Annotated in this window: 20 protein-coding genes and 8 tRNA genes; 23 read left to right on the plus strand and 5 right to left on the minus strand. The window is 31.1% G+C overall.

The genetic code is table 11. The features are described from left to right. Positions 1–49: 49 nt before the first annotated feature. The 9 genes from V6C74_RS04975 (at position 50) to V6C74_RS05015 (ending at position 10,048) form a co-directional block, all read left to right on the plus strand. Positions 50–1,162 carry a GAF domain-containing sensor histidine kinase gene (locus V6C74_RS04975; protein ID WP_016898322.1) on the plus strand — a complete coding sequence of 371 codons (1,113 nt, stop codon included), beginning with the start codon at positions 50–52 and terminating at the stop codon, positions 1,160–1,162. A 19-nt stretch (positions 1,163–1,181) separates the two neighbouring features. Beyond that, a complete protein-coding gene (locus V6C74_RS04980; protein WP_103175526.1) occupies positions 1,182–1,805 on the plus strand; it encodes a response regulator transcription factor in 624 nt (207 codons plus the stop codon). Positions 1,806–2,053: 248 nt separating this feature from the next. Further along, positions 2,054–2,518, plus strand: coding sequence for a helix-turn-helix transcriptional regulator (locus V6C74_RS04985; protein ID WP_002453574.1), 465 nt, complete (start codon positions 2,054–2,056; stop codon positions 2,516–2,518). Positions 2,519–2,738: 220 nt separating this feature from the next. Next, a complete protein-coding gene (locus V6C74_RS04990; RefSeq protein WP_016898321.1) occupies positions 2,739–3,869 on the plus strand; it encodes a DUF445 family protein in 1,131 nt (376 codons plus the stop codon). 71 nt (positions 3,870–3,940) lie between these two features. Then, positions 3,941–4,285, plus strand: coding sequence for a YlbF/YmcA family competence regulator (locus tag V6C74_RS04995; protein WP_002453572.1), 345 nt, complete (start codon positions 3,941–3,943; stop codon positions 4,283–4,285). A gap of 404 nt (positions 4,286–4,689) precedes the next feature. Further along, positions 4,690–5,886, plus strand: coding sequence for a DNA repair exonuclease (locus V6C74_RS05000; protein ID WP_103175527.1), 1,197 nt, complete (start codon positions 4,690–4,692; stop codon positions 5,884–5,886). After that, on the plus strand, positions 5,876–8,815 hold the full coding sequence (locus V6C74_RS05005; protein WP_016898320.1) for an AAA family ATPase: 2,940 nt from the start codon (positions 5,876–5,878) through the stop codon (positions 8,813–8,815). The genes V6C74_RS05000 and V6C74_RS05005 overlap by 11 nt, the downstream gene beginning before the upstream one ends. Beyond that, positions 8,812–9,753, plus strand: coding sequence for a 3'-5' exoribonuclease YhaM (yhaM, locus tag V6C74_RS05010; protein WP_002434737.1), 942 nt, complete (start codon positions 8,812–8,814; stop codon positions 9,751–9,753). The genes V6C74_RS05005 and yhaM overlap by 4 nt, the downstream gene beginning before the upstream one ends. 190 nt (positions 9,754–9,943) lie before the next feature. Then, on the plus strand, positions 9,944–10,048 hold the full coding sequence (locus V6C74_RS05015; protein ID WP_016898319.1) for a type I toxin-antitoxin system Fst family toxin: 105 nt from the start codon (positions 9,944–9,946) through the stop codon (positions 10,046–10,048). A gap of 154 nt (positions 10,049–10,202) precedes the next feature. On the opposite strand, the gene V6C74_RS05020 is transcribed toward V6C74_RS05015, so the two are convergent. The 4 genes from V6C74_RS05020 to V6C74_RS05035 all read right to left on the minus strand — a co-directional run bounded on the left by V6C74_RS05020 (position 10,203) and on the right by V6C74_RS05035 (position 13,038). Beyond that, positions 10,203–11,204 (minus strand): peptidylprolyl isomerase, encoded by a 1,002-nt coding sequence (locus V6C74_RS05020; RefSeq protein WP_002453569.1) that lies wholly within the window; start codon positions 11,202–11,204, stop codon positions 10,203–10,205. A gap of 198 nt (positions 11,205–11,402) precedes the next feature. Continuing rightward, positions 11,403–11,972, minus strand: coding sequence for a DUF3267 domain-containing protein (locus V6C74_RS05025; protein WP_002453568.1), 570 nt, complete (start codon positions 11,970–11,972; stop codon positions 11,403–11,405). Between the two features lie 191 nt (positions 11,973–12,163). Continuing rightward, the gene (locus tag V6C74_RS05030) at positions 12,164–12,535 is read right to left on the minus strand and encodes a YtxH domain-containing protein (RefSeq protein ID WP_002434824.1); all 372 of its coding nucleotides are present in this window, start codon (positions 12,533–12,535) and stop codon (positions 12,164–12,166) included. A gap of 77 nt (positions 12,536–12,612) precedes the next feature. Beyond that, the gene (locus V6C74_RS05035) at positions 12,613–13,038 is read right to left on the minus strand and encodes an HIT family protein (protein WP_002434751.1); all 426 of its coding nucleotides are present in this window, start codon (positions 13,036–13,038) and stop codon (positions 12,613–12,615) included. Between the two features lie 132 nt (positions 13,039–13,170). On the opposite strand from V6C74_RS05035, the gene V6C74_RS05040 reads away from it, so the two are divergent. Together V6C74_RS05040 and V6C74_RS05045 are read left to right on the plus strand one after the other, a co-directional pair. After that, positions 13,171–13,911, plus strand: coding sequence for an ABC transporter ATP-binding protein (locus V6C74_RS05040; protein ID WP_002453567.1), 741 nt, complete (start codon positions 13,171–13,173; stop codon positions 13,909–13,911). Continuing rightward, positions 13,904–15,127: an ABC transporter permease gene (locus V6C74_RS05045; protein ID WP_002453566.1), complete on the plus strand. Its 1,224-nt coding sequence runs from the start codon at positions 13,904–13,906 to the stop codon at positions 15,125–15,127. Before V6C74_RS05040 ends, V6C74_RS05045 begins: the two co-directional genes overlap by 8 nt. Before the next feature lie 51 nt (positions 15,128–15,178). On the opposite strand, the gene traP is transcribed toward V6C74_RS05045, so the two are convergent. Beyond that, complete coding sequence (traP, locus tag V6C74_RS05050) at positions 15,179–15,682, minus strand: signal transduction protein TRAP (RefSeq protein ID WP_002434692.1); 504 nt, start codon at positions 15,680–15,682, stop codon at positions 15,179–15,181. A gap of 338 nt (positions 15,683–16,020) precedes the next feature. Between traP and hemE the strand changes: the two genes are divergently transcribed. From hemE to V6C74_RS05110, 12 genes are all read left to right on the plus strand, one after another. After that, positions 16,021–17,055, plus strand: a complete 1,035-nt coding sequence (hemE, locus tag V6C74_RS05055; protein ID WP_002453565.1) for a uroporphyrinogen decarboxylase — start codon at positions 16,021–16,023, stop codon at positions 17,053–17,055. A gap of 75 nt (positions 17,056–17,130) precedes the next feature. Next, positions 17,131–18,054 carry a ferrochelatase gene (hemH, locus tag V6C74_RS05060; RefSeq protein ID WP_002453564.1) on the plus strand — a complete coding sequence of 308 codons (924 nt, stop codon included), beginning with the start codon at positions 17,131–17,133 and terminating at the stop codon, positions 18,052–18,054. 141 nt (positions 18,055–18,195) lie between these two features. Beyond that, complete coding sequence (hemY, locus tag V6C74_RS05065; RefSeq protein ID WP_002453563.1) at positions 18,196–19,590, plus strand: protoporphyrinogen oxidase; 1,395 nt, start codon at positions 18,196–18,198, stop codon at positions 19,588–19,590. Between the two features lie 148 nt (positions 19,591–19,738). Next, positions 19,739–20,293 (plus strand): alpha/beta hydrolase, encoded by a 555-nt coding sequence (locus tag V6C74_RS05070; protein ID WP_002434723.1) that lies wholly within the window; start codon positions 19,739–19,741, stop codon positions 20,291–20,293. Positions 20,294–20,603: 310 nt separating this feature from the next. After that, positions 20,604–20,677: transfer RNA gene (locus V6C74_RS05075), tRNA-Met, on the plus strand. Between the two features lie 15 nt (positions 20,678–20,692). Beyond that, positions 20,693–20,768 (plus strand) — tRNA-Asp (locus tag V6C74_RS05080). A gap of 18 nt (positions 20,769–20,786) precedes the next feature. Then, positions 20,787–20,859, plus strand: a tRNA-Phe gene (locus V6C74_RS05085). A 13-nt stretch (positions 20,860–20,872) separates the two neighbouring features. Further along, positions 20,873–20,948, plus strand: a tRNA-His gene (locus V6C74_RS05090). Between the two features lie 17 nt (positions 20,949–20,965). Continuing rightward, positions 20,966–21,039, plus strand: a tRNA-Gly gene (locus tag V6C74_RS05095). 9 nt (positions 21,040–21,048) lie between these two features. Continuing rightward, a tRNA-Asn gene (locus tag V6C74_RS05100) sits at positions 21,049–21,123 on the plus strand. 1 nt (position 21,124) lies between these two features. Further along, a tRNA-Glu gene (locus V6C74_RS05105) sits at positions 21,125–21,196 on the plus strand. Positions 21,197–21,255: 59 nt separating this feature from the next. Beyond that, a tRNA-Ser gene (locus tag V6C74_RS05110) sits at positions 21,256–21,344 on the plus strand. The last annotated feature ends 445 nt before the right edge of the window (positions 21,345–21,789 follow it).

A 21,789-nucleotide genomic window follows, 5' to 3' on the forward strand; every position in this document is an offset into this window, starting at 1 on the left:
TAAGGCATGTATAATATAAATATTATGGATATAGTATTGGGGCGATAAAATGGAGAAGCCAACAAGACTTGCATTACTAAAAGAAATAGCTGAATTTCTTAATGAAGAAACAGAGATGTATAGCATGATGCATGGAGGACTACGTTATCTTATTAATGGTAGTAACTTCACGACTGGATGGATATTTTTTATCAATGAGGAGGGGGACCATGAACTCGTTTCCTCAGTAGACCTCCCTGGTGCATTATCTAAAAAAGATTGTCATTATATGACTAACGGATCATGTTGGTGTGTCAAAGCATATAATAATAAAAAATTAACTAAAGCGTCCAATATTATAAATTGTTCAAGAATTAATTTAGCTAATCATGCATATCAAGAAGAAACAGATGATATTACGCATCATGCAACTGTGCCACTGCGTTCTGGAGAGGAACAATTTGGACTACTTAACGTTGCTTCACCAAATAAAAAACATTATAGCGAGCAAGATTTAGAATTACTAGAATCTGTAGCATTTCAAATAGGTTCGGCGATAAAACGCATATTATTGACAGATAGAGAAAAAGAAGCGGCTAAGATTAATGAGCGTAACCGTTTAGCTCGAGATCTGCATGATTCTGTTAATCAAATGTTATTCTCGTTAAAACTTACTGCTCATGCTGCCCAAGGAATGGCATCGGATGATTTTTCTAAAAATGCATTTAAAACTATAGAAGAAACGAGTCAAAATGCTGTTAATGAAATGAGAGCATTGATTTGGCAATTAAAGCCTGTAGGACTAGAGCACGGATTAATTCACGCTTTAAATAACTATAGTGATGTTTTAAATCTAAATTTAGACGTCCATGTTGATGGCTTAATCAATTTAACTAATCATGTAGAAGAAAATATTTATCGTATGATACAAGAGGCGATGAATAATGTCAGAAAGTATGCCGATACTAACGAAGTCTCATTAAATCTAACGCAAACACAGGGTAATCTCATTATTGAAATTATTGATTTAGGAAAGGGATTTAACTTGCATGAAGTAAATATTAATGCTTCTAGTGGTATCAATAATCTTAAACAACGGACACATACATTGAATGGTAAATTAGATATTCAATCACAATTGAATAAAGGTACTACCATTACAATAACTATACCTTTAAAGTAATAAAAAAAGGAGAACGATTATGCATAAAGTAGTACTAGTAGATGATCATCATATCGTACTCCAAGGATTGGAGTTTTTACTTTCAACAGTTGAAGATTTAGAAGTAGTCAAGGGTTTTTCTAATGGCAAAACATTTCTATCATATTTAGAGCAACATCATCTGCCTGATATTGTGTTGCTCGATTTAGTGATGCCAGAAATGAATGGAATTGAAATTACTGAAGTTTTAAAAAGACAATATCCTCAAGTCAAAGTTTTAGTTTTAACGAGCTATGTAGATGATGAACATGTGATATCAGCTATAGACAAAGGTGCTGATGGTTACGAAATGAAAGACGTAGAACCACAAAAATTGATTGAAACAATTCATAAAGTTTTAAATGGTGAACGTATCATTCATCCTGAAGCTAAAAGTGTGATTGAAGCAGTATCTAAAAAGCCTCATTTTACTAATAAATTGTCTAAAAGAGAAGTTGAAGTTTTGAGAGAAATGGTTAAAGGCAAGACAAATAAAGAAATTGCTCAAACATTATTTGTATCTGAAAAAACTATTAAAACACATATAAGTCACATATTTAATAAATTACAAGTTACGGATAGAACACAAGCTGCCATTTATGCTATGGAAAATAAATTAATATAATGTGCTAAACGCAATTATATAAAATAAATATACATATTTTAAATTTAATTAGTCAAAATGTCGTTAAATGTAAATATTTAACTATTTTGATAATTTTGCCTTTAATAAAATAGTTAGAAAAACGCATTTCTCTCTTTTATTTTTATTAAAAATATATTAAGATGTAATTTGTGTTTCAAGAAATGTGTATTATTGCAATTTCTTGTGTCCGGATAAAATATTTCCAATTAGAAAGGTAGATAAATAGAATGGATAGACAGAGTTTCACAGATTTAATTCAAACAAAATTTAAAATGGTACGTATTGAAGCGGGCTATACTCAAGATACAATGGCTCAAACAATCGGACTTTCTAAAAAAACATTAGTACAAATTGAAAAAGAAAGAGTCTTACCTAACTGGACGACTTGTGTCTCAATTTGCGCGTTATTTAGAGATTCAGATGTACTCAATAGCACATTTGGTTGCGACCCATTAGAAATCGTTCAAACTATTTCTAGAAATCATTGTGCTTACCCTAATCATGCTACTACAAGTGATATTTATTGGAATACAATCGAAACGCGTAATGGATTTATTTTACAAAGTAATAAAGTAAGTAACATTTACCGAGTATTAAATGCAGATAAGCAACCAATCTTCGGTACTTCTAAATTGAGAGAGGCTGAAACTTACTTTAATAGAAATGCTAAAGAAGAATTACTACATGTATAATTAAAAGTGATAGTAGAATCTTATAATGATTTAATCACTTATTTCAGATGTATTGTCTTAATTAAACAAAATTATTTTTCTACTTAACGATGAAATTCATTTTTGATTTTCATCGTTTTATTTTTAGTAATTTGTATTTATAAGTTTTAAAAGAATGAAGTTAGGTTAATTGATGTTATAATCTAACCACAATTTCAAATTTAAATAGGGAGTTAACAATATGCACGCTTTTTTAGTGATTGCTTTTATGATGATTATAGGGGCTATAATAGGTGGTATAACAAATGTTATAGCGATACGTATGTTATTTCATCCATTTAAACCATATTATATATTTAAAATGAGAATTCCATTCACTCCAGGTTTAATTCCAAAAAGACGTGGAGAAATAGCTGAGAAAATAGGTCAAGTTATCGAAGATCATTTAATTACTGAAGAAATGATTCGTCATAAGTTAAATCAACCACAATCTCAAGAAGCAATTCAAGACTTAGTTCTTACTCAAATACAAAAGCTTAAATCTCAAGATGCAACAATTGAAAATTTTGCTCATGCATTGGACATTAATGTAACTGATTTATTAAATAATAAGGTGAAAACAACTTTGAATGACAAACTTATAAACTTTTATCAACAACATAAGCAAGAGGCATTAACAGCATGTTTGCCAGAGCAATTGTTTGTTTTAGCAGATGATAAAGTAGAAGAATTAGCTGATTTATTATGCGAGAGAGCTAGAAAATATTTGAATTCTGAAAAAGGTTCACACGATATATATGAAATGTTAGATACCTTCTTTCAGGAAAAAGGAAAAATTGTAGGTCTTCTACAAATGGTCATGACTAAAGAAAGCATCGCAGAACGTATTCAACATGAACTTATTCGATTGACTCAACATCCGAAAGCACGTGTAATTATTAATAAGATCATTCGCAATGAATATGAGACACTTAAGAATAAGCATTTAGAAGAATTAGTTAGTGATGAGCAATTTGAATCTATTTCTAAATCCACGACAGATCTTTTAATCTCATATATTGATCTTAATGGTAAAGCTCGTTTACCAATATATGAACTTGCACCTCAGTTTATTCACTTCCTTGAAAATGAAGCAGCTACTAAAATTACTCAAGTCATTGTTCATAATATTTCACGACATCTTACCAATATAATGAAAAAGATTAATTTGCGACAACTAGTAGAAGATCAAATTAATACATTTGACTTAGATTACATTGAAAAGTTAATTATAGAAATTGCCAATAAAGAATTAAAATTGATTATGTCACTAGGATTTTTACTTGGAGGAATTATTGGTTTCTTCCAAGGTGTAATTGCAATCTTTGTCTAAAGGTGACATATATGTTAAAGTTATTTGTGAGTGGTTAAAACACAAATTAACTCAAAGGAGTGCAAACAACTATGGCAGTAAATTTATACGATTATGCAAATCAATTAGAACAAGCTTTAAGAGACAGTGAAGAATATAAAGCTATTAAAGATGCATTTGCTAAAGTTAAAGAAAATGAAGAATCAAAAAAATTATTCGACGAATTCCGTGAAACTCAAATTAGTTTCCAACAAAAACAAATGCAAGGTGAAGATATTCCTGAAGAGGATTTACAAAAAGCTCAAGAACAAGCTCAAGCTATCGAAAAAGATGAAAATATCTCTGAATTAATGAATGCTGAGCAAAAAATGAGCCAAGTATTCCAAGAAATTAACCAAATCATCGTAAAACCATTAGATGAAATTTACGCTGACTAATTTTAATACTTTTCTATAAAAGTGAAAAATCATTTTAAATTTTGAATGTCTACAAAGTTACAGACTTTGTAGACATTTTTTATACATTTGTACCTTAGAATACTCTCGTTTACAAATTTATAAACGAGTTCAAAGGTGATACTTTAAAATTTGTATTAACGTCATAGTTTTGAGTAGGTATAAAATTAAAATGAATGTCTTGGTTTGTCGTCGACTGGACTCAAAGTGTTATGGTAAAATAATTTAATATAAAGTAAAGTTATTTTTCATGATACATAGCTTATTAATATATAGTCATTAGTCTGTCTTAATATCAATATTTATAATTTTTATCAACAAATGAAGTATATTCAAATTGCATTATTTCTTTTAACTTTACGGCTTTTATAAGGAGAATTAAACTTATGGTTAAATTTATACACTGTGCTGATTTACACTTAGACAGTCCCTTCAAATCTAAAAGTCATTTAAGCCCTAAAATATTTGAAGATGTACAAAAAAGTGCCTATGAAAGTTTTAAAAATATAGTAGATTTGGCATTAAAAAAAGAAGTAGATTTCATTATCATTGCTGGGGATTTATTCGATAATGAGAATAGAACATTACGTGCGGAAGTCTTTTTAAAAGAACAGTTTGAAAGATTACGTAAAGAACAAGTATTTGTATATGTATGTCATGGTAATCATGATCCTCTATCTTCAAAGATATCTTCAATTTGGCCAAACAACGTTTCAGTTTTTTCAAATCAAGTAGAAACGTATCAAGCGATCACTAAAGATGGGGAAACAATTTTTATACATGGCTTTAGTTATCAAAATGATACAAGTTATGAAAATAAAATTGATGCTTATCCATCAAGCCAAGGTCAAAAAGGGATACATATTGGTGTTTTACATGGCACGTATAGTAAATCCTCAGTCAAAGACCGTTATACAGAATTTAGGTTAGAAGACTTAAATAGTCGATTATACCACTATTGGGCGTTAGGTCATATACATGAACGTGAACAACTCAGTGATATGCCAGTAATTAACTATCCCGGTAATATTCAAGGTAGACATTTTAATGAATTAGGTGAAAAAGGTTGTTTATTAATTGAAGGAGATCATCTTAATTTAACAACACAATTTTATCCTACTCAATTTATTAAATTTGAGGAAGCAACCATTGATACTAATCATACGTCTAAACAAGAGCTATACGAAGATATACAGTCTTTCAAAGATAAAGTAAGACCTGAAGGTAAAGCTTTCTATAGATTAAATGTACGCGTAAATAGTGAAGATTTTATTGCACCACAAGACTTGGTTCAAGTTAAAGAGATGATTACAGAGTATGAAGAAAATGAAAATCAGTTTGTGTTTATAGAAGATTTAAATATTAAATATGTTCAAAGTGATGAATCACCTCTTGTAAATGAGTTCTCCTCAGATTTGTTGGAAGACACATCGGTCTTTGATTCTGCTATGACGGATTTATACTTAAATCCTCGTGCATCTAAATTCTTAGATGATTATACAGAATTTGATAAAACCGAATTAATTAATCATGCTGAAAGTCTTTTAAAAGATGATATGAGAGGTGAACAAAATGATAATTAAATCACTAGAAATTTATGGATACGGTCAATTTGTTCAACGTAAGATAGACTTTAATAAAGGTTTTACTGAAATTTTTGGTGAAAATGAAGCAGGAAAATCAACGATTCAAGCATTTATACATTCAATTTTATTCGGTTTTCCTACTAAAAAATCTAGAGAACCTCGTTTGGAACCTAGGTTAGGAAATCAATATGGTGGTAAATTAGCTTTAATATTTGACGATGGTACTGAAGCTGAAGTTGAGAGAATTAAAGGTAGCGCTCAAGGTGATGTCAAAGTTTACCTCTCAGATGGTTCTACACGCGACGAGTCATGGCTAAATAAGAAACTCAATTACATTACAAAGAAAACGTATCAAGGTATATTCTCTTTCAACGTTTTAGGGTTACAAGATATTCATCGGAATTTAGATGAAAAACAATTACAAGATTACTTATTACAAGCAGGTGCTTTAGGTTCAACTGAATTCACTAGCATGAGAGATACCATAGGACAAAAGAAAGAAGAATTGTATAAAAAGTCTGGTAAAAATCCAATTATTAACCAACAAATCGAACAACTCAAGCATCTTGAAAGCCAGATACGTGAAGAAGAAAGTAAATTAGACACATATCATCGCTTAGTAGATGAGAGAGATAAATCTTCTCGCAGATTAGAACATTTAAAACAAAATTTAAATCAGTTATCCAAGATGCATGAAGCTAAACAAAAAGAGGTTGCACTGCATGATCAAACGCAAGAATGGAAAGGATTAGAACAAGTTCTAAATATCGAACCTCTAAAATTTCCTGAAAAAGGTATAGACCGTTATGAGACTGCTAAGTCGTTTCAACAATCACTTGAAAAGGATATTGGTCTTAAAGAAGAACGTTTAGCTCAACTTAAGCAAGAAGCTAAAAATATCTTTCCAGTAGAAACTAAAGATATTGATGCAATTAATTCCTTATATCAACAAGAAAATGAAATTAAACAAAAAGAATATGAGTTGCGTTCAGTTGAAAAAGATATCTCTGATAAACAAAGAGAACAAGAAAGTTTACAAAACACTATTGGGTGGAATGAACCACATCATGAAGTAGATAGTTCTGAAGCTATGAAAAGTCATGTAAGTGAGCAAATTCGTGGTAAGCAAGAACAAAATGCTTATATTTTACAACTAGAACGTGGTCTTGAAGATAATAAAATTGAACGTAATTCAAATAGTAATGAACTTGATCAACTAGAGAATGAATTAGTTCCTGAGGAAACTTTTGAAAAGAAAAAGGAATATTCACAGCAGGTATTAGAATTACACGAAAAAGAAAACTTATATGAAAAATTAAAAGAATCATTTGAAGAAGAACAAATTCGTAAAAATCAACGTCAAAAATTACTTAGACTTGCATTTATTGCTTTAGCTATCATAGGTGCGGCATTAACTGTATTTTCATTTGTAACGACTAACATGATTTTTGGTATTGTCTTTGCGATTCTAACCGTCATCTTTATTGTAGGTATCTTCTTAGCAAAAACTAAAGATGTTGATTATGGTGTAGCAATGAACCAAGAAATTAATGACTTGGAAAGTCAACTTGAACATTTAGAAAGCAACTACAATTTAGATTTTGATTTAGATCATCAACATCGCATTCGTGAGCAATGGCAAAATGCTATTAAAGCAAAAGAAATGTTAGATGAAAAGAATGCATATTTAAATAAATCAATGGATGAGGCGCAAAATCGTTTAGATTCATTATCAGATAATATTAACAACGTGAAGAAAGAATTATATTTATCTCCTAAGATATCTGATGAACTTATCGTTGAAAGTATTACCTCAATGAGTAATATTAAGTCTCATGATAATTACGTCAAAGAGTTGAATCACAAGCGTAGTCAACTTATGGATGAAATTAATCAATTTTATAAACACGCTAAAGACGTAACGAGTCCACATTTTAGTCATTTTAATACAATGTCGTTCTTCCACGATGTTAATCAATGGCTAAAAAATGCTAAAGACAACAACGATAATTGGCATAAGAATCAAGAAGAAACACAGTTATTAACAAATGAGCTCAAGCATCTTAAATCACGCTTAAGTGAAAATAAAAATATCATCAAAGAGCTATTTGATTTCGTCAATGTTGAAGATGAGGAAAGTTATTATTCACATCATCAAGATTACGAAACGTATCATAGTAACTTAAATAGATTTAATGATTTAACTCAATACTTAGAGAACCAAAATTACTCATATGAAATGAGTTCTAAATTAAGTGAAAAAACAACCGCTCAATTAGACGAAGAAGATGATACATTAGCGAGACAAGTAGATCAATATAACGATCAATATTTAAATATGCAAGCTGAAGTCAGTGATTTAACTGCTCAAATTAATCATATGGAAACAGATTCGACACTTGCACAATTAAGACATGAATATTACAGTTTAAAAAATAGACTAAATGATATCGCTAAAGATTGGACAAGCTTAAGTTATCTTCAAAATTTAGTAGAAGAACATATTAAGCAAATCAAAGATAAGCGTTTACCACAAGTTATCCAAGAAGCTGTATCTATATTCAAGTATCTTACAAATGGTGCATATACAATGATTAATTATACTGGAGATGATTCAATTCATGTCAAACATGATAATGGACAAGTTTTCGAACCTGTTGAACTAAGTCAATCTACAAAAGAATTATTGTATGTTGCTCTTAGAATTAGTTTAATTAAAGTATTAAAACCATACTATCCATTCCCAATTATTGTGGATGACGCATTTGTTCATTTTGACAAACATAGAAAAGAAAGAATGTTAAATTATTTAAGAGAATTATCTCAAAATTATCAAGTGCTTTACTTTACATGCACTAAAGATAATATTATCCCTTCAAAAGAAATGATTATTCTTAATAAACTAGAGGAAGGCGGGAAAAAATGAGAAATGTAGAAAATTTAAATCCCGGCGATTCAGTTGATCACTTTTTCTTAATTCATCGTGCGACTCAGGGTGTCACTGCTCAAGGTAAAGATTACATGACACTTTACCTCCAAGATAAAAGTGGTGATATAGAAGCGAAATTATGGACTGCAACGAAAGAGGATATGCAGAACCTTAAACCTGAAGAAATTGTTCATGTTAAAGGCGATGTGATTAATTATCGTGGTCGTAAACAGATGAAAGTAAATCAAGTGCGTTTAGCTAAACCTGAAGACAATTTATCAACTAAAGATTTTGTTGATGGAGCACCTATGACGCCTGATGAAATTAAAGAAGCGCTTTCGCATTTTATGTTAGATATTGAAAACGCAAATTTACAACGTATAACGCGTCATTTAATAAAGAAATATCAAGACCGTTTCTTTACGTATCCAGCAGCAAGTTCACATCATCATAATTTTGCAAGCGGTCTAAGCTATCACGTTTTAACTATGTTACGTATTGCTAAGTCAATCTGTGATATTTATCCGCTATTAAATAGAAGCTTATTATATAGTGCGATTATTTTACATGACTTAGGAAAGGTCAGAGAGTTAAGTGGACCAGTTGCAACGACTTATACTGTCGAAGGTAATTTGCTAGGCCATATTTCAATTGCTAGTGATGAAGTAGCTGAATCGGCTAAAGAATTAGGTATTGAAGGTGAAGAAGTGATGTTATTAAGACATATGATCTTAGCACACCACGGTAAAATGGAATTCGGGTCACCTAAACTACCTCATTTGAAAGAAGCTGAAATTTTATTCTTTATTGATAATATTGATGCAAAAATGAACATGTTTGAGAAAGCATTTAAGAAAACGGATAAAGGTCAATTTACTGAACGCATTTTTGGTTTAGAAAATCGCCAATTCTATAATCCTACAAGTTTAGATTAAATATTTTTAGTGCAAAGCTATCTTTGTAAAGTTGCTACAGAGTCGGGATTGATTCAAGTGGTATTATGATACAACGGGCTTTGCACTTTTTTATATTCAAATTTAATTAGCTAAAGTTCAGTGTTATAATAAATAGGTCGCCTATCTTCTCTTCTCAGGCGTCAATATGACAAGGGAAGGAGGTGCATATATGTTATTTGATATCTTTGTACACATCATGACCACGGCAACCAGTGGTTGTATCGTTGCTTTATTCGCGCATTGGCTACGCACTCGCAACGATAAACGTAAATAGGCGACAACTAAAATAAGCCACACCAAAAAATCCCCTCACTACTGCCATAGTGAGGGGATTTGGTGCATATATGCTTGATATCCTTGTTAATTGTATTATAACACTTTCTAGATAAAATGCAAAACTTATATCAATCACACCAATGAGTTATTGATTATGACCCACTACTTGTTAAACCTGCAGAGCCTGAACCAGAGGCACCACCTTGTGAAGATTGCTGTTGCTGCTGTTGTTGTTTAATTTTATCTGGATCTAAAATTGAATTTTCAACAGCTTTTTTAATATCTCTATCTTTGTAATCTACTTTATAATCATCTAATAAATCTTTATAAGCATCTGTTAACAATTTAGGTTTTTTCTGTACTTTTTGTTCAATAATTTTTTCTTTAAGGTTAGATTTTTCTTTATTAAAGTCATTTTCTTTATCAGCTTTAATGATATGATAACCATAATCAGTTTTAACTACTTTAGAAACTTGACCTTCTTTTAATTTAAATAGCGCTTTTTCGAAGCTATCTACCATTTGACCTTTAATTACATAACCTAATGAACCATCTTTCTTAGCTGAAGAACTATCCATAGATTCTTTTTTAGCGATTTCACCAAATTTACTAGGATTTTTTTCTACTTCTTTTTGGATTTTTTCAGCTTTTTCTTTTGCTTTTTTATCTGAAAGACCTTCTTTATCACTAGATTTAGATTTTACTTTTATTAAAATATGAGAAGCTTTTTTAGAATTATCTTTAATATTTTTATCAGAGACTTTCACTTTATCTAGTAATAGTTGTTTTTGATAAGCAGAAAGTTTTTTCTGTTCTTTATAATCATCTAATGACATACCTTGCTGTTTCAGTATGCTTTCAAATTGATCTTTACCGCCATATTGTTTTTCTTCTTTCTTAATATCTTCATCAACGTCTTTAGTATCGACTTTATCTTTGTATTTATCAGCTAAGATTTTATTTAAAACAATGTTAAATGAAGTATTAGCAATTTGTTCATTTCCGATTTTCTTCATCACGTCAGCGACTTTTACATCTCCTGCTTTAGAAGAAATCAATGTATTATCTTTAGATTCTGTTGCATTTGAGCCACAAGCACCAAGTAACAGCGCGCTAGCGGTCACGGGAACAATAATTTTATTCATCAATTTCATAAGTTGATAGCTCCTTTATGTATTAATCAACGTAAATATAACATATTATTTAGAGACTACCAATTAGAAACCCCCGTCCTAAGACTATAGTATGACTAGGATGGGGGGTGATTAAATATTATATATTTTAATTTTGCATATTTAATTAATATTTATGAAAATTAAATACAATTACGCAAAAGATGGTAATCCCCTTAACTAGAGCGAAGTTCTAGTTGATATAGGATTATTCACTTTGTTTAAAATATGTAGACCAGATTGATGTTCTTCTACATAATGACCATCATTTGAGAAAAGTAAGATTTTCAAATATAAAATATCCATCATAGAAAAGCCAATATTTAATGATAATAAAAACATAAAATAGTGACCATATTGAGGTAGATGAATACTTAACAGAACAAAAATGCCAGTTAATAATAATATAGGTAAAATTAAATTTATACAAAAATATACTTTATGGACAGGCGTATTAACATACGTATTAAAATATGGCAGCCATTTCTTTTTAACTAATTTATGGACTCTAAAAGATTTATAGAATGGCAAAAAGAAAACAAGATGCATGATTTTATGAATGGGATACATTAAAATTATAAAGATTAATAAAATGATAAAATGTCGATCTGATAAAGGAGTATCAGAGAAATAGTACATAATTTCATAGCTTACTAAAAAGGTAATAATAGTTGCTACTATACTCATGAAAGCAATTCTTTGAATTCCAAATCTTGCATGTATATCAATTTGTCGAGTGCATAAATACATAATGTAAGCCTCATCTCTGTGTTAATGTTCGATACGTATTATCTACGTGTTCACAGGAATAGTCAAGGGGCAGTTTAATTTACAAAAAAGAAGTTGATAAAGTCATTAATGAAGTTAGTGTTAAAATGTCTATATGAAATTATGATTAAGTAAAATAAAAAAGCTATGGCATCATGCCATAGCTAATGAAATTACTTATCTTTAGAGAAAGCGTTGCTTATATCTTCTCCACGGTTTTGTAAATTTTCAATATGAGTTTGGAGCTTTTCGATATTAGGGTTAATATCAGATTTAAAGTTACCAATTAACTCTTTAAACTCATCTCCAATTGAACTACCATATTCAACACTTTCATTCTTAATTTGAGAACCATAATTAAGAATATCATTAAATGTTTGTTTCATAGTTTCAATTTCTCGTTCAAGTTCAGATTGTGCTCCTGTAGGTTGGCTCGCATCAATTGTATTATGTTTGACACTATGGTCGTCACGATTTCTTAATGCTACTGCAAATCCTGCTGCAGCACCTACACCTAAGCCAAATAATATTCTTGTGACTTTCATTTTTTATTCTCCTCACTTTATATGTCGGATATTTGTATTATTTTTATCATACCCAGTATAACAAGGAATATGCACGATTAATCAAATTGTGCTTGAATTTGTTCAGCAATTTCTTTTTTAGCGTCGTCATTAATTGTATCTTCATGCGTTTCCCACTTATATCCAAAGCCATCGATATCATTTTCATATCTTGGGATAAGATGGAAGTGAAGATGAAATACAGACTGATCTGCAAACTCTCCATTATTTTGAATGATATTTAATCCATCTGGGTTAAAAGCGGCTTTAATAGCATTGGCTACCTTAGGTAAAGCCACTCCAATATGTTTCATTGTTTCTTCATCAGTCTCAAAAATATTAGCCGAAACTTTTTTAGGAACTAATAATGTGTGACCTTTCGTCACTTGTGAAATATCTAGAAAGGCATAAACGTAGTCATTTTCATAAATTTTAAAGCTTGGAATTTCTCCAGAAATAATTTTACTGAAAATAGTTTCTGACATAACAATGACACTCCTCTTTATCATTTGTTAGTCATTATTATAGCATTACTCAATTTAAAACAACATGATAGCAATGATTATTTTAGGTTAAAACATTATTTTTTGGTACAATAGTTTGCATGGAGGTGCCTTATGACAGTAAAAGTTGAACATCTTACAGGCGGATATGGAAAACGTCCTGTAATCAAAGATATAAATTTTGAGTTAAAAAAAGGCGAAATTGTTGGTTTAATTGGTCTTAACGGTGCAGGAAAAAGTACAACAATTAAACATATGTTAGGACTTCTTAATCCAATGGAAGGTTCATTATCCATTTCTGATACAAATATTAATGATGACATTGAAGTATATAGAAGAAAATTATCATATATTCCAGAAGCACCAGTGATTTATGAAGAACTTACATTAGAAGAGCATATAGAGATGACTGCTATGGCCTACCAACTAAGTAGGGAAGAGGCAATGCGTCGTGCTGAGCCTCTTTTAAAAGTATTTCGTTTAGAAAATGAATTAAAAGTCTTTCCAAGTCATTTCTCAAAAGGAATGAAACAAAAGGTCATGATCATTTGTGCTTTCATCGTTGATCCAGAATTGTATATCATCGATGAGCCATTCTTAGGTCTCGATCCTTTGGGAATACAATCAATGCTTGATTTAATGGTTGAAAAGAAAAACGAAAATCGAACTGTCTTAATGAGTACACATATACTTGCTACAGCGGAACGTTACTGTGATAGATTTATTATTTTAGATCAAGGGAAAGTTGTTGCGTTTGGTAACTTAGATGAACTACGTGAACAAACAGGTCTGTATGATAGAACCTTAGATGATATTTATATACATGTTACACAAGGTGGCAATGCCAATGAATAATCAATCATTATCTCTGTTTAATCGGAGATATAAAGCGATTCGTAAAGAAAAAAGTTACTATAACAAATTCATTTTTAATGGTCATTTCACGGTGTTTTTACTTATATTGTTAGGTGCATTTATTTTTGGATATGGTGAATGGCTACAACATATACCACAACATATTGATTATGCACTATTTGCAAGTATTGCTGTAGCATTAGTTTCATTATTTCCAATTCGAACACTTTTAAAAGATGCAGATAAAATTTTTCTATTACCATTTGAGAAACATATGAAAGATTATATGCAAGTAAGTTTAATATATAGTTATAGTTCAAGAATTTTTTTACAAGTCATACTTCTTATTATACTATTTCCTTTATTTTATAAATTAAATGATAACCATTTTGCATTTTATATTGTATTTGCTATAAGTGCTATCATTTTTCCTTATTTAGGATTACTTGTTAAATGGCAGTGGTTAAAGCTAAATCTTTCAAGTTGGACAATTAATTTATTATTATTTGTACTATTTGGTATAACATTTTATTTAATTTTAAGATTTCATAATTACTTTGCTATTATATTTATTTTCATCGTAGGGGTATTGTTATTAATTTTAAAATTGAATAGCAAAAAGCAATTATTTCCTTGGGAGAGAATGATAGCGATTGAGCAACAAAAACATACGAATTATTATAAATTTGTAAATATGTTTACTGATGTGAAACATTTAAGAGAGTCAGCAGTACGTAGAAGTTATTTAGATTTCATATTACCCACTCCAAAAGGTAACAAGTTTAATGAAAATCGTATGTACTTATTCTTATTTGTAAGAAGCTTTGTAAGAGGACGAGACGCGTTTAGTATCATTTTTCGATTAGTGATTATAGCACTCGTTTTAATGTTATGGTTATCAAATCCAATCGTATCTCTGATTATAGGAAGCTTATTTATGTATATTACATTATTACAAATGGCTCAGTTCTATACTCAACAAGCATATGGTTTATGGCCACAAGTATGGCCAGTCCCTGATACGAAAGTTATCAAAGGATATGAACAATTTTTATACCGATTAATGATCGGTGTAGGTATTATCTTTACAATAGTATTTGTTATAAAACATCCTACATTGTTCTTCTTTGCTTTACTTTTCTTTATTGTAGGGTGGTTAACAATAAGAAGTACCATTAAAAAGTTAAAATATCAGGAAACTTTATTAAGAGACTAAAAAAAGTTCTTAGCGTTCAATACAATACGCTAAGAACTTTTTATATTGATATTAGTTTTCATCAATTGGATACAAGTATCTTTCAAAATAACTTGAATGTTGACCACTTGCTCCAAAGAATTGACTTAAAGCTACTTTAGAAAAATTATCATTAAATAATTCTGAAGCCTTGAAGTCTTCATAGGCAGTGCGATTTGCGAAGCCAAAGTATATTTTATAAGTATTACCTTCTAAAGGTTTTAATAATCGATAACTTTTGAATCCAGCGAATGAATCAAAAGGTGCGCCTAAGTGCAATAATTTTTTCTCTAGTTGATTACTATGATCCTCTGAAGAGGGAATGAACAAAGCACAGTAGAAATGATTTTCGTTAAATTCTCCAACTTGGTAGAGTACATTGTAAGAACTAGGATGTTTTAAAACTGACTTATCTTCAGTTTCTTCTAAAATGACTGATGTATCGGAAGCAGAAAACTGAAATAGGTCATGATCTGGATTATTCAATTTAATTTGATTTAAGAATCCATATGTCCCATAAGATGTATATAAATTCATGATACAAACCTCCCTTGTTTTGTCTTATTATACGATTATAAAATTCCTTTTGCTACTGCAAAAGTTCAGATTTTCTAATTAAAAGTAATAGAATTCATCCTAAATTTACAAATTTAACTAAAAATAAAATTAAATATATAATTTAACGTTATTAGAATATCTAGGATTACTTACCCGTTTTTTAATAAAAATAAAGTATATTTTTAAAGTTTATAAAGCTAGGTTTTATAAATAAAAGTACTATGTCTTTTTTATGACATTTAAGCATAATAAAATACGAAATTGTATACAATATGCTATTATAGATAAGAATGATTTTAATGTAGGAGGACGCTAGGGTGCATAGTAATAACGATACGATATTAAAGACAATAAAAGGTGAATCAACGTCACACACTCCAGTTTGGTTTATGAGACAAGCAGGACGTTCTCAACCTGAGTATCGCAAACTTAAAGAAAAATATTCACTTTTTGAAATTACGCATCAACCAGAATTATGTGCGTATGTTACGCATTTACCAGTAGATAATTACAATACTGATGCGGCTGTTCTTTATAAGGATATTATGACACCTTTAAAACCCATAGGTGTAGATGTAGAAATTAAATCTGGTATTGGACCAGTGATTTCAAACCCTATTAAGTCAGTACAAGATGTTGAAAAATTATCTCAGATAGATCCTAAAAGAGATGTACCTTATGTTTTAGAAACAATCAAATTGCTTACAGAGGAAAAATTAAATGTACCGTTGATTGGTTTTACAGGTGCGCCGTTCACATTAGCATCTTATATGATTGAAGGAGGTCCTTCTAAAAATTATAATTTTACTAAAGCCATGATGTATGGAGACGAACCTACATGGTTTGCACTAATGGATCATCTTGTAGATGTGTCAATCAAATATGTAGTCGCTCAAATTGAGGCTGGTGCTGAATTAATACAAATCTTTGATTCTTGGGTAGGAGCACTAAACGTCCAAGACTATAATTATTATATCAAGCCAGCTATGAAGAAATTAGTGAGTGGTATCAAAGCTCATTATGATGTACCTGTGATACTTTTCGGGGTAGGCGCAAGTCATTTAATTAATGAATGGAATGATTTACCTATTGATGTTTTAGGTCTAGATTGGAGAACATCTATTAATCAGGCTGATCAAATGGGAGTAAACAAGACACTACAAGGTAATCTCGACCCTTCATTATTATTAGCACCATGGGATGTTATCGAATCACGACTAAAAGATATACTTGATCAAGGAATGGCGCGTGGCAAGCATATATTTAACTTAGGTCACGGTGTATTTCCAGAAGTTCAACCTGAGACATTAAGAAAAGTGAGTAAATTCGTTCATAACTATACTCAAAAATAGTTCTTTCGAAGATTTGGTGTCGCTCCAAACCTTATTAAAGTAACGATAACTATCAATTAAAGGAAGGTTTTATCAATGAGTAAAACAATTGGATTATTAGTGATGGCGTACGGTACACCATACAAAGAGAGTGATATCGAGCCTTATTATACTGATATTAGACACGGTAAAAGACCAACTGAAGAAGAACTACAAGATTTAAAACAACGCTATGAATTTATCGGAGGGCTATCACCTTTAGCAGGAACAACAGATCGACAAGCTGAGGCATTAATTAAAACTTTAAATGAAACGTATGACAATGTTGAATTTAAATTATATTTAGGATTAAAACATATCTCTCCTTATATTGAAGAAGCCGTAGAAAAAATGCATAAAGATGGCATTGATGAAGCTGTAACAGTTGTGCTCGCGCCACATTATTCAAGTTTTTCAGTAGGTTCTTATGATAATCGCGCACAAGAAGAAGCAGATAAATATGGCATTAAATTGACTCATATTAAACATTATTATCACCAACCAAAATTTATTAAATATTGGACAGATAAAATTAATGAAACATTAAATCAAATTCCTGAAGAAGAGCACGATGAAACAGTTTTAATCGTTTCAGCACATAGTTTACCTAAAGGTCTGATTGAACGTAATAATGATCCATATCCTAAAGAATTGCATGAAACAGCTCAAATTCTTAAACAAGACTCCAATATTGTTCATGTAGCAGAAGGTTGGCAATCTGAAGGAAATACTGGTACACCTTGGTTAGGACCCGATGTTCAAGATCTTACGCGTGAATTATATCAAGAACATCATTTCAAAAACTTTATTTATACACCAGTAGGATTTGTTTGTGAGCATTTAGAAGTGCTCTATGACAATGACTACGAATGTAAAGTAGTATGTGATGAAATTGGCGCTAAATACTATCGTCCTGAAATGCCTAATACAAACCCGCTATTTATAGGAGCAATTGTTGACGAAATTAAAGCTCATTTTTAAAATTAAGTTAAAGCATTAATAAAGTGATGACAGAATTCCTCCAGTATAACGGGGGAATTCATTTTTTGAGAGAGATAAATTAAAAAATTTGATACATTTTCATGATAGATTCAGGTGGATTTGAAAGGAAGCGTGAAAAAGTTGAGTAAAAAAATTGCGATTATCGGCGCAGGTATTACTGGTTTATCGAGTGCGTATTTTATAAAAAAACAAGATCCAACTATAGAAGTAACGATATTTGAAGCCTCTAATCGTCCTGGAGGTAAAATTCAAACATATCGACATGAAGGGTATACTATTGAGTTAGGTCCAGAATCCTATCTAGGACGTAAAACTATCATGACAGATATGGCTAAAGATATTGGTCTAGAAAATGATTTAATTACTAATACTACGGGTCAATCGTATATATACGCTAAAAATAAATTATTTCCTATACCAGGTGGCTCTATTATGGGCATTCCAACAGATATAAAGCCATTTATTAAAACGAAGCTTATTTCTCCAATTGGTAAATTAAGAGCTGGAATGGACTTGTTTAAGAAACCGATTCAAATCGAGGATGATATTTCTGTCGGCGACTTTTTCAGAAAAAGACTAGGTGATGAAGTATTAGAAAATCTCATTGAACCTTTAATGGGTGGCATATATGGTACTAATATTGATGAATTAAGTTTAATGAGTACATTTCCAAACTTTAAAGAAAAAGAAGAACAATTTGGCAGTTTGATTAAAGGAATGAAAGATGAGAAAGAACAACGTATTAAACATCGTCAACTATACCCAGGGGCACCTAAAGGACAATTTAAACAGTTTAGACATGGTTTAAGTTCATTTATTGAAGCATTGGCAGAAAATGTTCAGAATAAGGGAGTAAATATTCGTTACAATACTCAAGTACGTGACATTAAAGTTTCTCAGAAAGATTATGAAATTTTACTCAAAGATAGTAGTGAAACATTTGATGGGGTACTTGTTACTACACCACAACAAGTATTTATGAAATGGTTTAGCCATGATCCTGCCTTTGATTACTTTAATAAGATGGACTCGACTACTGTTGCAACAGTGGTTATGGCTTTTGATGAAAAGAATATAGAGAATACGTATGATGGTACTGGATTCGTTATAGCTAGAACGAGTCAAACAGATATTACAGCTTGTACTTGGACTTCGAAAAAATGGCCGTTTACTACACCTGAAGGTAAAGTATTAATTAGAGCTTATGTAGGTAAACCAGGCGACACTGTAGTAGATGACCATACTGATGATGAAATTGTATCAATTGTTCGTAAAGATTTAAGGAAAATGATGACATTCAAGGGTAATCCTGACTTTACGATAGTGAATCGTTTGCCTAAAAGTATGCCTCAATATCACGTAGGGCATATAAAAAATATCAAGATAATTCAACAACATATAAAGAATACTTATCCTAGATTAAGAATTACTGGAGCGCCTTTTGAAGCGGTAGGTTTACCTGATTGTATTCAACAAGGAAAAAATGCTGTTGAAGAAATTTTAGAAGAAATTTAGATGTTGTAAAACACTTTAATGAGAATGGGATGATTTATATCTAAGAAGCGGTGAGATAGATAAATCATTTGAATATCATTTCTTTTTAAAGTGTTTTTATTTTAAAATAAGAATTAAATGAATCTATTGTTGAAAGAGGTGTTGAAAAATGACTGACGTGATTATAATCCATTCAAAATATGGGAATGCCACAAATCATTGGTATGAGTGGTTAAAGCATAATTTAACTTTAGAAGGTTATCATGTGACGTTGTTTAATTTAGAGGCAGATGATCATGCAAAAATTGATGAATGGGTAAGACAAATGAAAGAACAAATTGAAATTCGTAAATATGATACTTATTTTGTAACCCATGGTTTTGGTACGATAGCTGCACTAAAATATATTGAGGGGACTCATCATCATATTGAAGGATTGTTTAGTATTGCAGGTTTCAAAGAAGATGCCCATGATATTGATGAGAATGTCAACTTAGAGGGCATATCAATAGATTATGAAAAAGTTAAATCTCAAGTCGATCATTTTTACGGACTTACATCTAAAGATGATAAATATGTTTCTTATAAAGAGACTAAAAGGTTAATGGATACGTTGGAAGGTAAGATTCGAATAGTCGATGAAGGTGGACACTTTTTAGAGGATGAAGGTTTTAAAACATTTACTTCTTTACAATCTAGAATGCAAGGTTACATGACTAAGTAAGTTTACATACTAAAGGTAGAGCACAAGTTGTCTAATAGGTGATTATCAAGGTATCTCATATATCTTTTAGTAAAGAATAATATAAAAAGATATATGAGGTTAATTTTTACACAATTTAATTCCGAAACAATATTGACGAAATGTGTTGGAGTTTATATACTAATAAAGTACTTAATTAAAGCGTCATTCATTTCAATTATTGCAAATAGGTTTGAAGTTGAAATGAACAAAATGTTAATTTTCTTTAAAAAGTATTGACATTGTAAAGAAGAAAATGGTAAGATAATAAGGTAGTCAAAAATAATATTAGCGCGGGATGGAGCAGTTCGGTAGCTCGTCGGGCTCATAACCCGAAGGTCGGTGGTTCAAATCCGCCTCCCGCAATACATAATTTTAATAGGTCTCGTAGTGTAGCGGTTAACACGCCTGCCTGTCACGCAGGAGATCGCGGGTTCGATTCCCGTCGAGACCGCCATTACGATATATTTATTATGGTTCAGTAGCTCAGTTGGTAGAGCAATGGATTGAAGCTCCATGTGTCGGCAGTTCGACTCTGTCCTGAACCATTCGCTATTTTTGGCGGTTGTGGCGAAGTGGTTAACGCATCGGATTGTGGTTCCGACATTCGAGGGTTCGATTCCCTTCAACCGCCCCATAATCGTATTATACTACGCGGGTGTAGTTTAATGGCAAAACCTCAGCCTTCCAAGCTGATGTTGTGGGTTCGATTCCCATCACCCGCTCCATTTTATTAATCCACAGTAGCTCAGTGGTAGAGCTATCGGCTGTTAACCGATCGGTCGTAGGTTCGAATCCTACCTGTGGAGCCATGGCTCCTTGGTCAAGCGGTTAAGACACCGCCCTTTCACGGCGGTAACACGGGTTCGAGTCCCGTAGGAGTCATACAAACAGAAGTGAAATATCGCTTCTGTTTTTTTATATCTTAAATAAAATTCAATAGTGGAGAGTTGTCCGAGTTGGCCGAAGGAGCACGCCTGGAAAGTGTGTAGGCGTCACAAGCGTCTCGAGGGTTCGAATCCCTCACTCTCCGTACAAACGCTTATAATGGTTTAAATCCATTATAAGCGTTAATTTTTTGCATTCTTTTAAATCCTTTTGTATCAACACTTTGGATGTGTTTTGTAAAATTCTACTTCTGAATAGTTTTTATTCGTTTTAAATTTTTAGTCAAATTGTGACTATGAGTAGCCTAATTAAGCTTTATTATAGTCACAACATTTTCTAATTTAGTCACAAGAAAATCTCATTTAAATATTTAACTACTTCTTAATCTTCTTTGTTCTCAAATTCTTTTATTAAGAATCACTTTCTGTGGCGACAGGGAACATCATTTCTTATCTTTATTAAAATACATCATTGTTATAACAAGCGAGTAAACAAAAAGAAAAATCATTACAAACGTTACCATATATGAGTTCCTCCTTTTATCTGTATGAATTTATTTTAAATATATATTTATATATTAATTCAACATA

It is taken from the genome of Staphylococcus capitis subsp. capitis (genome assembly GCF_040739495.1).
Classification (GTDB): domain Bacteria; phylum Bacillota; class Bacilli; order Staphylococcales; family Staphylococcaceae; genus Staphylococcus; species Staphylococcus capitis.

Excerpts from the sequence above, each read along its gene's own strand:
- traP (WP_002434692.1), bottom strand. The coding sequence starts at position 15,682 with ATGAATTTATATACATCTTATGGGACATATGGATTCTTAAATCAAATT.
- yhaM (WP_002434737.1), top strand. The coding sequence starts at position 8,812 with ATGAGAAATGTAGAAAATTTAAATCCCGGCGATTCAGTTGATCACTTT.
- hemH (WP_002453564.1), top strand. The coding sequence starts at position 17,131 with ATGAGTAAAACAATTGGATTATTAGTGATGGCGTACGGTACACCATAC.
- V6C74_RS04980 (WP_103175526.1), top strand. The coding sequence starts at position 1,182 with ATGCATAAAGTAGTACTAGTAGATGATCATCATATCGTACTCCAAGGA.
- V6C74_RS04985 (WP_002453574.1), top strand. The coding sequence starts at position 2,054 with ATGGATAGACAGAGTTTCACAGATTTAATTCAAACAAAATTTAAAATG.
- V6C74_RS05040 (WP_002453567.1), top strand. The coding sequence starts at position 13,171 with ATGACAGTAAAAGTTGAACATCTTACAGGCGGATATGGAAAACGTCCT.
- V6C74_RS05005 (WP_016898320.1), top strand. The coding sequence starts at position 5,876 with ATGATAATTAAATCACTAGAAATTTATGGATACGGTCAATTTGTTCAA.
- V6C74_RS05045 (WP_002453566.1), top strand. The coding sequence starts at position 13,904 with ATGAATAATCAATCATTATCTCTGTTTAATCGGAGATATAAAGCGATT.
- V6C74_RS05000 (WP_103175527.1), top strand. The coding sequence starts at position 4,690 with ATGGTTAAATTTATACACTGTGCTGATTTACACTTAGACAGTCCCTTC.
- V6C74_RS05020 (WP_002453569.1), bottom strand. The coding sequence starts at position 11,204 with ATGAAATTGATGAATAAAATTATTGTTCCCGTGACCGCTAGCGCGCTG.
- V6C74_RS04995 (WP_002453572.1), top strand. The coding sequence starts at position 3,941 with ATGGCAGTAAATTTATACGATTATGCAAATCAATTAGAACAAGCTTTA.
- V6C74_RS04975 (WP_016898322.1), top strand. The coding sequence starts at position 50 with ATGGAGAAGCCAACAAGACTTGCATTACTAAAAGAAATAGCTGAATTT.
- V6C74_RS05025 (WP_002453568.1), bottom strand. The coding sequence starts at position 11,972 with ATGTATTTATGCACTCGACAAATTGATATACATGCAAGATTTGGAATT.
- V6C74_RS05070 (WP_002434723.1), top strand. The coding sequence starts at position 19,739 with ATGACTGACGTGATTATAATCCATTCAAAATATGGGAATGCCACAAAT.
- V6C74_RS04990 (WP_016898321.1), top strand. The coding sequence starts at position 2,739 with ATGCACGCTTTTTTAGTGATTGCTTTTATGATGATTATAGGGGCTATA.
- V6C74_RS05035 (WP_002434751.1), bottom strand. The coding sequence starts at position 13,038 with ATGTCAGAAACTATTTTCAGTAAAATTATTTCTGGAGAAATTCCAAGC.
- V6C74_RS05015 (WP_016898319.1), top strand. The coding sequence starts at position 9,944 with ATGTTATTTGATATCTTTGTACACATCATGACCACGGCAACCAGTGGT.
- V6C74_RS05030 (WP_002434824.1), bottom strand. The coding sequence starts at position 12,535 with ATGAAAGTCACAAGAATATTATTTGGCTTAGGTGTAGGTGCTGCAGCA.